The organism is Xanthomonas campestris pv. badrii, from assembly GCF_012848175.1.
Taxonomy (GTDB): domain Bacteria; phylum Pseudomonadota; class Gammaproteobacteria; order Xanthomonadales; family Xanthomonadaceae; genus Xanthomonas; species Xanthomonas campestris_C.
Window position 1 is genome coordinate 3,815,103 of sequence record NZ_CP051651.1, and the last position, 13,081, is coordinate 3,828,183.

A 13,081-nucleotide genomic window follows, 5' to 3' on the forward strand; every position below is an offset into this window, starting at 1 on the left:
ACGACAACGCCGGCGCATGGCCGGCGTTGTCGCTGCAGTCCATCGACGCACCTGCCGGGTCAGAACCCGCAGAAGCAGTACGCCAGTGCCTTGACCGGTGTGCCGCCGGCCTTGCCGTCATGCACGGCGTCTTCGACGAAGCGCAGCTGGGTGTCCACTTCCGGCAGCGAGCGCGCCAGCACTGCGCGGGCCACGCCCGAATCGCCCAGCATCCAGGCGCCCATGCGGCTGCCGGCAAAGCCGCTCATGAACTGCGAGAACGGGGTGGCCGGCTTTTCCACATAGCGGACGCGGAACTTGCCACGGCCCAGCTTGGCGCGGTCGGCCGCATCGGCCACCGCTTCGGACATGCCGCCGAAGGCATCCACCAGGCCGTGCTGCTTGGCCTGCGCACCGCTCCACACCCGGCCACGCGCCACCTTGTCGATCGCCTCCACCGACTGGTGCCGCGCCTGCGCCACCTTGCCGGTGAAATCGGCATAGCCCTTGTTGATCACCGACTGGATCACCTGGCCGGCGGCCGGGTCCAGCGGGCGCGTGATATCGAAGGCGCCGGCAAAGCGCGTGGTGCCCACGCCGTCGGTATGCACGCCGATCTTGTCCAGCGCGCGGGTCAGGTTTGGCACCATGCCGAAGATGCCGATCGAACCGCTGATCGTGGACGGGTCGGCGTAGATGCGATCGGCATTCATGCTGATCCAGTACCCGCCCGAGGCGGCCAGGTCGCCCATCGAGACCACCACCGGCTTGCCGGCCTGCTTGAGCGCGACCACTTCACGCCGGATCAACTCCGAGGCGAACACTTCGCCGCCGGGCGAATCCACCCGCAGCACCACCGCCTTGACCTCGTCGTCGTCGCGCGCCTGGCGCAGCAGCGCGGCAGTGGACTCGCCACCGATGCGGCCGGCCGGCTGCTCGCCACCGCTGATCTCGCCGGCTGCCACGACCACGGCCACCTGCGGGCGGCTGTCCATCGGCGAGCGCTGCGCCTGCAACTGGCTCAAGTAATCGTTGAAGCCGATATTGCGGAAGCCGCTGTCGGCATCGCTGTCGGCGACGCCGCGCTTGGTCAGCAGCGCATCGACTTCTTCGCGGGTCTTGAGCCCGTCCACCAGCTTCTGCTGCAGCGCGAACTTGGCCAGATCGCCGCCGGCGGCCACCACACCTTCGGGCAAGGTATCGATGCCGGCGGTCAGCTGCGCAGGGGTGAGCTTGCGCGCGGTGCCCACGTCGGCCAGGTAGCGCTGCCACACGTCGTTCATCCAGAACAGGTCCGCTTCCTTGGCGTCGGCCGAGGCCGCGTCGAGGATGTAGGGCTCGGCGGCGGACTTGTACTCGCCCACGCGGAACAGGTGCACGTCCACGCCGAGCTTGTCCTGCAGGCCTTCGCGGAAGTACTGGCGATAACGGCCAAGCCCTTCCAGCAGTACGCTGCCCATCGGGTCCAGGTACACCTCGTTGGCCTGCGCGGCGAGCAGGTACTGGCCCTGGCTCATGCTCTCGCTGAAGGCCACGATCTGCTTGCCGGACGCGCGCAGCGTCTGCAGCGCGGCGGCCACTTCGCGCTGCGAGGCGAAGCCGGACGGCTGCAGCTTGTCCAGGTCCAACACCACCCGCTCGATCTTGCGGTCCTTGCCGGCCGCTTCGATCACCCGCACCAGGTCGCGCAGCTGCACTTCTTCGGCGCTCTTGTCGCCCACCGCCTTGGCCAGCGACCGGCTCACCGGGTCGGCGCTGAATTGCTCCACCAGCGTGCCTTCCGGGTTGATCACCAGCGTGGTGCGCTCGGCCAGCGGCTTGGTGCCATCGCCGCGCGCCAGCGCCACCACCAACACCAGCAGCAACAGGAACAGAAAACCGAAGAACACCAGGTTGAAGATCAGGCGCCGGGTGAAATTCATCACATCCCACAGGCCGACGAAGAAGCTGGCGATGGGATTGCGACGCACGGGGTGATTCATGGAAAGCTCCGTCGAAAGACGCTGCATACAGACGATGGCGCCCAGCATACCGGCTGCGCAGCGTGCGCGGCATGCGCTGGAAGTCAGGGTGTCACGGTGGCGGTCAGCCGCCGGCTGGTCTGGCGGAAGCGCAATCCCATCAGGACCGCCGCCACGGTCAGGCCCAGGATCAGGCCGACCCACATGCCTTGCGGTCCCCAACCAAGACCCAGCCCGAGCCCGGCGCCTATCGGCATGCCCACGCCCCAATACGAGACCATGGCCAGAAACATCGGCACACGCGTGTCCTTGAGCCCGCGCAGCGCGCCGGCCGACAACACCTGGATGCCATCGGGAAACTGGAAGGTGGCGGCAAACAGCAGCAGCAGCGAGGCCAGCGCGGCCACCGCCACATCGTCGGTATACACGCTCACGATGGCGTCGTGCCCCAGCAACAGCGCGCTGGCCGACAGCGCCTGGGTGCCCAGCACGATGGCGTAACCGGCCCAGGTGGCGCGACGCATCGCCAGCGGGTCGCCGCGGCCGACCGCGTGGCCCACGCGCACCGTGGTGGCCTCGGCCACGCCCATCGGGATCATGAAGCACAGCTGCGCGACGTTGATGGCGATCTGGTGCGCGGCCGCCTCGGTCGCGCCCAGCCGGCCGATCAGCAGCGCGGTGACGATGAACAACCCACCTTCCATCAACACGGTGATGCCGATCGGAAGGCCCGTGCGCAGCAACTCGCCGATCGCCCGCCAGCGCGGCCCTTCCAGGTGGGTGAACAACGCCAGATGCGCAAACCGCCGCGCCCGCCACAGGTACAGCGCAAACGCGCTGGCCTGCACCCACATGGTGATCGCCGACGCCATGCCCAGGCCCTGCGCGCCATGTTCGGCAAACCCGAATCGGCCATAGGTCAGCGCATAGCCCAGCGGCGCCAGCACCAGCAGCCCGCCGAAGCCCAGCAGCATGGTCGGCAGCGTCCAGTGCATGCCTTCGCTAAGATAGCGCATGCAGAAGTAGAACGTCAGCGCCGGCACGCCCCAGCGCACCGCATGCAGGAAGTCGGTGGCGCCGGGCACGATGTCCGGCGCAATGCCGAAGGTTGGCAGCAGTGGCGGCACCACGCTCAGGAACGCGAACATCAGCGCGCTCAGCCCCAGCGACAACCACAGGGCCTGACGGAACAGCGGCCCGATCTCGCGCTCGCGCCCGGCGCCGAGCAGTTGCGACACCCAGGCGGTCAACGAAATCAGGGTGCCGATCGGCACCAGCATCGGCAGCCACAGCAGCGAGGTGCCGATGGTCACCGCCGCCAGCGTGGCGGTGCCGTGGTGGCCGGCGATGACGTTGTCGACGAAGCCGATCAGGCCGGTGGAGACGTGGCCGAGCACCAGCGGCAACGCAAGCAGGCCGGTGGTGCGCACTTCCGAGGCGAAGCCTGGCGTCGCGGACGCGGGTGTAGCGGAGACAGACATGACACACCGATCGCCGCGCGGACTGCGGCCGTGCCGGGAGGCGCTGGCACCGGGTCGCGCGGGGCCGCCATCTTACGCGCACTTCCCCACAGGGATCTGACGCGCCCGCAGCGGCCGGCAGCGGCCGGCAGCGCCCGGCAGCGCCCGGCGATGGCGGTGGCAACATGCCGTCATCGCCAATGGTGCGGGCCTGCGCCGCGCGATACGCTGCATGGCCTGCCAGGTGTGGCCGTGGGGCGGCCCGGCCTGGTACTCAGCGTCCCTCACCGCCAACCGGATCCGGCCATGTCCCTGCACCCGCCCACCGCGCATCCTTCGGACTGCGAGAACTGCGCCACTGCCCTGCGCGGCGCGTTCTGCCACGTCTGCGGCCAGAGCGCGCACAACCCGGTGCGCAGCGTCGCGCACGCGGTGGAGAAGGTCTTCGAATCCTTCTGGCACCTGGATGGACGGATCTTCCGCACCGTGCGCGACCTGCTGGTGCCCGGCCGCGTGGCGCAGCGGTTCCTGGGCGGCCATCGCGTGCGCTACGTCGCACCGATGCGGCTGTTCCTGGTGCTGAGCCTGCTGACATTCTTCATCGCCCGGCTGGCGGTGCATGCGTCAGACGACGCGCACCCGGTCACCGGAGACGACGTCATCCAGACGTCGGTACCCAAGGACTTTGCGCATGCACGCACACCGGCGCAGGTGGAAGCGGTCCGCGCGCAGATGGTCGGCGCGCTGCTGCAGACCCGCAAGGTGGTGCCGGCAGGCATTGCCCGCGACGGCGTGGATGCCGGCATCGCCCGCGCCGAAAACGAAGCGCGTAAACGACTGGCGCAACTGCATCAGGGTGCGCGCCTGGAAAGTGCCGCGCCAGCGGTGGATGCACCCGACGACACCACGTTCTTTTCGGTGGCTGGCAAGCCCTGGGATCCGGTCAGCAATCCGCTGACATGGGCGCAGCTGCCGGCGTTCGCCAACCGCTGGCTCAACGAGCAGCTCCGCCATATCCGCGACAACCTGCCGCGCCTGCGCAGCAACCCGCAGCTGCTCTACAACGCCTTCTTCGCCGCGGTGCCGTCCACCTTGCTGGTGCTGGTCCCGCTGTTTGCGTTGCTGTTGCGCGTGTTCTACCTGCGCAGCGGCCGGGTGTATCTGGAACATCTGGTGGTCGCGCTCTACAGCCACGCGTTCCTGTGCCTGAACCTGCTGGCCATGCTGCTGTTGTCGCTGCTGGCCGATGCGCTGGCGCAGATCGCCAGCCCGATCGCCTGGAGCATCGGGCTGGTCCAGTTCGGGCTGGCGCTGTGGATGCCGCTGTACCTGCTGTGGATGCAGCGGCGTGTCTATGGGCAGGGCTGGCCGCTGACGGTGCTGAAGTACGTTGGCCTGGGCGGCATCTATCTGGTCGTCGTCAGCGTGGCCGCTGCGCTGCTGATGGTGGCCAGCCTGGCGCGTCTTTGAGCAGGCCTTGCAGAGCGCTGCGTCAGCGCTGGCTGTGATCAGGCTTGCGATGCGGCGGGGTTCGCATCCATCTGCGCACAGCGGTACGGCTGCCCCCGGTCCAGTGCCGCCGTCAGTTCCTGCGCCAGCGCACTGTGGCGGTCACGCCGGCCGGGCATTGGCCTGCCGGTCGGATCACGGCATGACCCGGAATCGGCGCGTGCGGGCACCGTGCGCAGTTGCCTTCGACGGTGCGGCGTGTGCGCGGCTGTCCACCGCCGCGGCGTGGGCGATCAACGCGCCAGCTGACGGCTCAACCAGCTGCCGCGCGTGGCCGGCGGCTGCGCCAGCAGCGCCTCGCGCAGACCATCGCGCTCCTGTGGCGGCGTGCGTTGCGCCAGGACCGCCAGCTGCGCCAGCTGGCCGGCATCCAGGCTACGCAGCACGGCCAACACCTGCTCGCGCTGCGCCACCGGCACGTAGCCGACCAGCGGCTGCAGCTGCGGATAGAAGTTGCCCAGCTGCGAGCCCAGCCGCCAACCGTCCCGGTGCAGGCGATCCAGTGCGGTGAACTGGGTGCGCAGGGCGCGCTGCTGGTCTTCGGGCAACCCCTGCAGGCGCTCGCGTGCCTGGCGCAGCACCACCCGGTCGGTGGCGGTCAGGTCCTTCCAGGCGGCGTAGCGGGCGCGCAGGTCGGCCTGCTGCGCGGGCGTCAGTGCGGCCCAGCGCGCGCGTTGCTGGGCGGCGCTGGGTGCGCCCGGCCACGTCGCAGCGGCCGCGGGGGCGGTGGCGCCACCTTCATCCAGCGCGGCCGGCAGGGCCTGCGCACCAGCGCTGCCGATGACGGCGCACAGCCACAGTGCTGCCCAGTCAGTTTTCGTCATCGACAGTCTCCAGTGGCGCCGACGGCTGTTCGGTCGCCGTGGCGTGTGCGCCGGATTCGTCGGCCGGGATCGGATGCCCGGCCGCATACCAGGCGTAGAAATCGGCCGAACGCGCCAGTTCCAGGTCCGGGTCGGCCAGCATCGCCTGGTCGCGTGCATCCAGCGCGGGGGCAGCGGGCTGATCCGGCAGGTCGCTCGCCGGCAGTTCTTCCACCAGGACCGGGGCGGCATCGGTCACATGCAGCACGCCCGCCGGGGCCTGCGACACCGGCTCCGGCGGCAATGCCGGCCGGCGATGCGTCCACCACCAGGCCAGCACCGCCACCAGCATCGCCAGTGCCAGCACGCCCAGCGCGATGGCGGCCTGGCGGCGATCGACCCGGGGCCATTGCCATTGCCGCCTGCTGCGCGCGCGGGCAGGATGCTGCCGCGCCGGCGACGGCTCTGCCGGGGTGGCCGGCTGCAGCGGCATGCCGGCCAGCGCCGCATCGCGCAGCTGGCTCAACCGGCTGAGCTGGGATGGGCTGAGGTCGCGCGATTCCTGCTGCGCCGCCTCGGCCAGCACCCGCCACGCCTGGGCGTCGGGGTTGCCCGCCGCATCGCGTGGGCAGGCGCGTGCCAGCGCCTGGCGATAATCCGCCACGGCCACGCCCTGGATCTCGCTGGCGGCATCCTCCTCCAGCCCGGCCACGATCCGCAGCAGCAGCGCCAGCCGATCGGAGGTCTGCATCCGGCCCAGTGCCGTGAAGGGCGGCAACCAGGTGCCCGGCATGGGGTCGTGCCGCAATGGCGGCGCCGCCGCCAGCAGGCTCCAGAAGCGCATCGGCCAGCCAGCCATCGGTCGCCCGGCCGCCTGGCTACTGAAGGCACGCAGCGCCGCCGCCAGGGCCCGCTCGGCCGCTGCCCCATCCCCGCACTGCAGCTGTGCGAGCACCAGCCCCCGGCGTTCGACGCCCCGCAGGAAGGCTGACAGCGCGGCGGGGGTAACGGGGGCGTCGGGGACTACGGTCATGTGAACTCCAGCATCGGCCGGCATGATACCGACGCAGATCGGCCGCGCCGACCGCTTGACAGATCGCCCCGTCGCTGCTCCGCTCCCGACCGCTGTCCGCGCACGTTGTGCACAGCGGCAGACATACCGATACGCCCCCGTCTGTCAACTGTTGTTTTTTCCTTGTTGCATTCGTGTTTCACGCCTAACCAATTGATGCATATAGATTTTCACCAGATGGCGAAAAAATGTCCAAGAGGTTGCCAAGGCAAGTGAATCCGCCTTCACGGCGTGGAGCACGCATGTAATTCACAGGTTTATCCACAGGCAGTGTGGATAAACCTGTTTCCTCAGTCCTCACATAGGTTTACGTGGTATTTATCACTTTCGTCACAGAAAGGCGCTGCAACTGATCACACCGCTTTCACGCGCCACAACCGGCCTGCCCGGGCCTGCTGGACAGTGTCGGTAGACTGGGCCGATGCCTCCGACTGTCACCACCTTGCGCGTCGCCCTGCCGGTGCCGCTGCCGCACGTGTTCGATTACCTGCCCCCCGCCGGTGCCGCGCAGCCCGATCACGGGCGGGTGGGCTGCCGGGTGCGGGTGCCGTTCGGACCGCGCGAGCTGGTCGGGGTGGTGGTGGAGATCGGCCAGCTGCCGTCGGCCGACGGGCTGCGCCCGGCGCTGGAGTGGTGCGATGCGGCGCCGCTGCTGGTGGATGAACTGGCCCGCTCGCTGCAATGGCTGGCCCGCTACACGCATGCCCCGCTGGGCGAGGCCCAGGCCAGCGCCCTGCCCGGCCCGCTGCGCCGCGGCGAGCCGTTGGCCGACACCCACGCCTGGGCCTGGCAGCTCACCGAGGCCGGGCATACCGGGGCGAGCAGCCTGCGCGCCGGCAGCCGACCCGCCTTGCTGGCTGGCCTGCTGCAGGCCGGCGCGCTGAGCGAAGACCAGTTGGACCCGCTGCTGCCGCAGTGGCGGCAGGCCGCGCGCAGCCTGGCCAAGCGTGGCCACGCCGAACGCGTGGCGGTGGCTGCCGATGCCCTTCCGCCCCGTCCCGGCAGCGGCCCGGCGCTCAACGACGAGCAACAGGCCGCAGCCGCGGCGATTCGCGCGCGCAGCGGCTTTGCCACCTATCTGCTCGATGGCGTCACCGGCAGCGGCAAGACCGAGGTCTATCTGCAGGCGATCGCCGACTGCCTGGCCGCCGGCCGCCAGGCGCTGGTGCTGGTCCCGGAGATCGGCCTGACCCCGCAGACGCTGGGCCGCTTCCGCGCGCGCCTGGGGGTGCCGGTGCATGCACTGCACTCGGGCCTGTCCGATGGCGAGCGCGCCCGCGTCTGGGCCGCGGCCTGGCGCGGCGAAGCCCAGCTGATCGTCGGCACCCGCTCGGCGGTGTTCACCCCGCTGCCCAGGGCCGGGCTGATCGTGATCGACGAGGAGCACGACGGCAGCTACAAGCAACAGGACGGCATCCGCTATCACGCCCGCGACTTCGCCCTGGTGCGCGGCAAGGCGCTGGACGTGCCGGTGATCCTGGGCAGCGCCACGCCCTCGCTGGAGAGCCTGCACAACGCCTACGCCGGCCGCTACCAGCACCTGCGCCTGTCGCGTCGTGCCGGCGAAGCGCGCCCGCCGCGCGTGCGAGTGCTGGATGTGCGCAAGCGCCCGCTCAAGGACGGGCTCTCGCCGGAGGTGCTGGCCGGCATCGGCGCCACCCTGGCGCGCGGCGAGCAGGTACTGGTGTTCAAGAACCGCCGCGGCTACGCGCCGGTGCTGCTGTGCCACGACTGCGGCTGGACCGCCGCCTGCCAACGCTGCAGCACGCCGCTGCACCAGACCCCGATGACCGTGCATGCCGGCGGCCGCCGCCTGCAATGCCATCACTGCGGCGCGCGCCAGCCTGCACCGCTGGCCTGTCCGGCCTGCGCCAGCCTGGCGCTGCAGCCGCAGGGCATCGGCACCGAACGCCTGGAAGAACGCCTCAGCGAAGCCTTCCCGGACGTGCCGGTGGTGCGCATCGACCGCAGTACCACCCAGCGCCGCGACGCCCTGGAAACCCAGCTCGCCCGGCTCGGCAACGCGGCCGGCATCCTGGTCGGCACCCAGATCCTGGCCAAGGGCCACGACCTGCCACGGCTGACCATGGTGGTGGTGGTGGGCATCGACGAGGGCCTGTTCTCTGCAGACTTCCGCGCGGCCGAAAAACTCTCCCAGCAGCTGATCCAGGTGGCAGGACGCGCCGGGCGCGCCGACCGCCCTGGCGAGGTGTGGCTGCAGACGCACCATCCCGACCATCCCCTGCTGCAGACCCTGGTCAACGGCGGCTATCACGCCTTTGCCGATGCCGAGTTGCAGCAACGCCAGGCCGCCGGCTTTCCGCCGTTCGCCCACCTGGCACTGTTCCGCGCCGAGGCCAAGGACGTGGCCGCGGCCAACCAGTTCCTGCAGGCGGTGCGCGGCCTGACCAGCGCAGACGACGGCGTGCCTGCGCCCTCCGTGGCGGCAGTCGAATGCTATGGCCCGATGCCGGCGCCGATGCCGCGCCGCGCCGGCTTCCAGCGCACCCAGCTGCTGCTGTCGGCCCAGCAGCGCCCGGCCTTGCATCGCCTGCTCGATACGCAACTGCCGGCCATCTACGCGCTGCCGCAGGCGCGGCGCGTGCGCTGGTCGCTGGATGTGGATCCGATCGATCTGTATTAAGGCCGGTGCGTCTCGCGCATGGGCAGCACACGCGAGCCATCAGGCCGCGCGGTGTGCTGGCCCATTGATTTGCAGTCGCGGCGATGTGCGGTCGCGGCGCGCATGTGCCTGCACTGCATCACGCAGGCCTCAGCGCAGGCATCACACTCAGGTCAGCGCGGTCATCACGCCACGCTGGTACGCCGGGCGCGCGCACAAGCGCCGATACCACTGATGCAGATGCGGCAGCTCGGGCCGGTCGATCGGCATTTCGAACCAGGCGTAGATGAAACTTCCGAGCGGAATATCGCCCATCGCGAACCGCTCGCCGGATAGATACGGTTGTTGTGCCAGCGCCGCATCCACGCGTGCCAGCAGCTCGCCCGACTGCGCCAGCGCGCCGGCAATGCGCGCGTTATCGCGCTCGGGCTCGGGAGTGCGCAACACGCCCCAGAACAGATCGCGAAAGACGCCGGCAAACGTGGAGGTGGTCCAGTCCATCCAGCGGTCGCCCAGCGCGCGTTCGGCCGGCGATGCCGGATACAGCGCCGGTGCGTATTGCGCAACCAGATACCGCACGATCGCATTGGATTCCCACAGCACCAGCGCGCCATCCTGCAGCGTCGGCACCAGCCCGTTCGGGTTCAGTGCGCGATATTCGGGCGTAGTGTTGCCACCGAACGCACCCCCCACCTCGATCGAGGTGTAGGCCACACCGGCTTCTTCGGCGCACCACAGCACCTTGCGTACATTGCTGGAATTGCGCCGCCCCCACAGCGTGATCGTCGGCGGTGTGGAGGCGCTAGCTGCATGCGTCATCGTCATTTCCCCGGAGCAGGCTTGGCGGGTGCGCGCGCCGCGCGCTTATTACCCGGCGCCGGTGACGGTGCCGTTGCGGCAGGCGCTGCGGTCTTCGCGCGGCTGCCGCTGCCCTTGGGCGTATCGCGTACCCACAGTGCCTGCTCGTCCTGCTTGATCTCGAACAAGCCGATCGCGCGCACCAGATCGCTGAGCTTGCGATAGCCGTAGTTGCGCGGATCGAACGAGGCCTGGTTGGCCACCTGCTTGCCCACCGCGCTCAGCAACGCCCAGCCATCGTCTTCGCAGGCGCTGACGATGGCATTGCGCAGCATCTGCACCAGCCGCGTGTCGCTGCGCAATGCGCTCGCGTCCTTGCGCCCGGCAGCAGTGTCGCTGGCCGCGGCGGCCTGCTCGCCCAGCGCTTCGACGTAGGTGAATTTGGAGCAGGCATTGACGAACGGTGCCGGCGTCTTTTTCTCGCCAAAGCCATACACCTTCATGCCATCGGTCAGCAGGCGCATCACCAACGGAGTGAAGTCCGCATCGCTGGAGACGATGGCGAACCCGTCGAGGTTGCGCGCATACAACAGGTCCATCGCGTCGATCACCATGGCCATGTCCGAGGCGTTCTTGCCCGAACTATAGGCAAACTGCTGGATCGGCCGGATTGCATAATCGTGCAGCGCCGCTTCCCAGCCCTTCAGGTGCGGGCTCTTCCAGTTGCCATAGGCGCGGCGCACATTGGCCACGCCGTAGCGCGCCACTTCCGCCAGCACCACGTCGATCTTGCCGGCTGGCGCGTTGTCTGCGTCGATCAGCAAGGCGATCCGCTTGTCGGGATTGTCGGTCATGCTCAATGCTCCACTGCAGCGTCGGTTTCGGTTGCGGTCTCGGTGTCCATTTGCGGATCCGGTTCTGTCTCGGCATCGGCATCGAGCGTGGCCTCTTCTGCCGTCTCTGCACCCGGCAAGGTGTACTGCGTGCCATCGCGCAGGGTCAGCACCCCACCGCCCAGGATCTCCTGATCGGCGCCGGCACTGACCCAGGTTGCCTCAACGCGCCCGGCGCCGCGGTCGCCTTCCACATCGAACACGAACTCTTCGCCGCCCGGTGCCATTCCCGTGCGCAGCAGATCCACCCGCATGCTGCGGATCTGGCCGATATGTTCCTGCACCACTGCATCGTCCTGCAGCGCGCTGCGCGCCTGGTCGGTAAACACCGACCAGCCGGTAGTGACCAGCCACATGGCCGCGGCCAGCACCACCACCCCGAACAGACTCGCGCAGGCCAGGATGCCGATCAGGCCGATGGCCACGCCGCTGAGCGGCTTCCGGGCCGCAGGGGCGATCGGTGCAGCAGCAGGCGCTGGCGCAGCCGGCAGCGGCGGCAGGGGCGGTGGCAACGAAGACATGCGAAGACCGTCGAGGATGGATGCGACATGATGCCGCAGGCGCGCTGCGCCCACGCGTCATGTTCATTGGCACTTTGGCATGCTGTCGAGCCCGCGTCGCATTCCATCGGACTTCTACGATGACCTCTTCCCCCTCCCCCGCTCCGTTGCATCTGGTCGTGGTGGGTGGCGGTTTTGCCGGTTTGTGGGCAACCCGCGCGCTCGACGATCCCGGCATCCGCATCACCCTGATCGACCGCCAGAACCACCATCTGTTCCAGCCGCTGCTGTACCAGGTGGCCACCGCCGGCCTGTCGGCGCCGGACATCGCCGCGCCGTTGCGGCACATCCTGCGCGAGCAGCGCAATGTCGAAGTGCTGCTCGGCGATGTGGTCGAAATCGCGCCCGGCCGCCGCGAGGTGGGACTGGCCGACGGAAAGACGGTCGGTTACGACCTGCTGCTGCTTGCCACCGGGGCCACGCATGCCTACTTCGGCAACGATCAGTGGGCCGAGCATGCGCCCGGGTTGAAGACGCTCTACGACGCGCTGGCGCTGCGCCGCAAGCTGCTGCTGGCCTTCGAGCGCGCCGAAGCCGAAACCGATCCCGCCGCACGCGCCGCATGGCTCAGTTTTGCGGTGGTCGGCGGCGGCCCCACCGGCGTGGAACTGGCCGGCACCCTGGCCGAAATCGCCCGCCACACGCTCAAGAACGAGTTCCGGCACATCGACCCGCGCCAGGCGCGGGTGCGCCTGGTCGAAGCCGGGCCGCGGGTGCTGCCCTCGTTCCCGGACGACCTCACCGCCAAGGCGCGCGAGCAGCTGCAGCGCCTGGGCGTGGAAGTGCACACCGGCACCCCGGTGACGCATATCGATGCGCTGGGCTACCAGCTCGGCGAGACCTTCGTGCCCGCGCGCACCGTGGTGTGGGCCGCGGGCGTGGCGGCCTCGCCGCTGGCGCGCACGCTGGGCGTGCCGCTGGACCGCGCCGGCCGGGTGCTGGTGGAGCCGGACCTGAGCGTGCCCGGCCATCCGGAGATCTTCGTCGGCGGCGATCTGGCCTCGGTGCAGCAGGACGGCCGCCCGGTGCCGGGCGTGGCGCCGGCCGCCAAGCAGATGGGCAAGCACATCGCCAAGGCGATCCGGGCGCGGCAGCGCGGCCAGGCGGCAGCCGCGTTTCGCTACCGGGACTTCGGCAACCTGGCCACCATCGGTCGCATGGCGGCCATCGTGCACGTAGGCAAGCTCAAGCTGTCCGGCATCGTGGCGTGGTGGTTCTGGCTGGCCGCGCACGTCTACTTCCTGATCGGCTTCCGCAACCGCTTCGTGGTGCTGGTGAACTGGGCGATGGCGTACTGGAGCTACCAGCGCGCCGCGCGGATCATCTTCGGCGGCGCCACCGACGACCCGCCGCCCAGCAGCAAGGACGGGTGACAGCGGCCCGCGCGGTACGCGATGCTGTGCGGCCTGATTCGACGGCCTGA

The 13,081-nt window shown here is 69.6% G+C and carries 10 protein-coding genes; 3 read left to right on the forward strand and 7 right to left on the reverse strand.

The window, feature by feature from the left end; translation table 11 throughout:
• Positions 1-59: 59 nt before the first annotated feature.
• The gene (sppA, locus tag HG421_RS16195) at positions 60-1,961 is read right to left on the reverse strand and encodes a signal peptide peptidase SppA (protein ID WP_169707254.1); all 1,902 of its coding nucleotides are present in this window, start codon (positions 1,959-1,961) and stop codon (positions 60-62) included.
• An 83-nt stretch (positions 1,962-2,044) separates the two neighbouring features.
• On the reverse strand, positions 2,045-3,421 hold the full coding sequence (locus tag HG421_RS16200; protein ID WP_169707255.1) for an MATE family efflux transporter: 1,377 nt from the start codon (positions 3,419-3,421) through the stop codon (positions 2,045-2,047).
• A gap of 285 nt (positions 3,422-3,706) precedes the next feature.
• Between HG421_RS16200 and HG421_RS16205 the strand changes: the two genes are divergently transcribed.
• Positions 3,707-4,870: a DUF3667 domain-containing protein gene (locus HG421_RS16205; protein ID WP_169707256.1), complete on the forward strand. Its 1,164-nt coding sequence runs from the start codon at positions 3,707-3,709 to the stop codon at positions 4,868-4,870.
• A gap of 272 nt (positions 4,871-5,142) precedes the next feature.
• On the opposite strand, the gene HG421_RS16210 is transcribed toward HG421_RS16205, so the two are convergent.
• Positions 5,143-5,733: a DUF3106 domain-containing protein gene (locus HG421_RS16210; RefSeq protein ID WP_169707257.1), complete on the reverse strand. Its 591-nt coding sequence runs from the start codon at positions 5,731-5,733 to the stop codon at positions 5,143-5,145.
• On the reverse strand, positions 5,720-6,745 hold the full coding sequence (locus tag HG421_RS16215; protein WP_169707258.1) for a hypothetical protein: 1,026 nt from the start codon (positions 6,743-6,745) through the stop codon (positions 5,720-5,722). Before HG421_RS16215 ends, HG421_RS16210 begins: the two co-directional genes overlap by 14 nt.
• 460 nt (positions 6,746-7,205) lie before the next feature.
• On the opposite strand from HG421_RS16215, the gene HG421_RS16220 reads away from it, so the two are divergent.
• On the forward strand, positions 7,206-9,428 hold the full coding sequence (locus HG421_RS16220) for a primosomal protein N' (protein WP_169707259.1): 2,223 nt from the start codon (positions 7,206-7,208) through the stop codon (positions 9,426-9,428).
• 147 nt (positions 9,429-9,575) lie between these two features.
• Here HG421_RS16220 and HG421_RS16225 read toward each other — a convergent pair whose 3' ends face one another.
• From HG421_RS16225 to HG421_RS16235, 3 genes are read right to left on the reverse strand one after another with little or no spacing between them, the layout of a single operon-like run.
• Positions 9,576-10,232, reverse strand: coding sequence for a glutathione S-transferase family protein (locus tag HG421_RS16225; RefSeq protein ID WP_169707260.1), 657 nt, complete (start codon positions 10,230-10,232; stop codon positions 9,576-9,578).
• The gene (locus HG421_RS16230; protein ID WP_169707261.1) at positions 10,229-11,065 is read right to left on the reverse strand and encodes an NYN domain-containing protein; all 837 of its coding nucleotides are present in this window, start codon (positions 11,063-11,065) and stop codon (positions 10,229-10,231) included. Before HG421_RS16230 ends, HG421_RS16225 begins: the two co-directional genes overlap by 4 nt.
• Complete coding sequence (locus HG421_RS16235) at positions 11,062-11,619, reverse strand: hypothetical protein (protein WP_169707262.1); 558 nt, start codon at positions 11,617-11,619, stop codon at positions 11,062-11,064. Before HG421_RS16235 ends, HG421_RS16230 begins: the two co-directional genes overlap by 4 nt.
• A gap of 119 nt (positions 11,620-11,738) precedes the next feature.
• Between HG421_RS16235 and HG421_RS16240 the strand changes: the two genes are divergently transcribed.
• Entirely contained in the window at positions 11,739-13,031 is a 1,293-nt protein-coding gene (locus HG421_RS16240) for an NAD(P)/FAD-dependent oxidoreductase (protein WP_169707263.1), read from the forward strand.
• Positions 13,032-13,081: the final 50 nt, after the last annotated feature.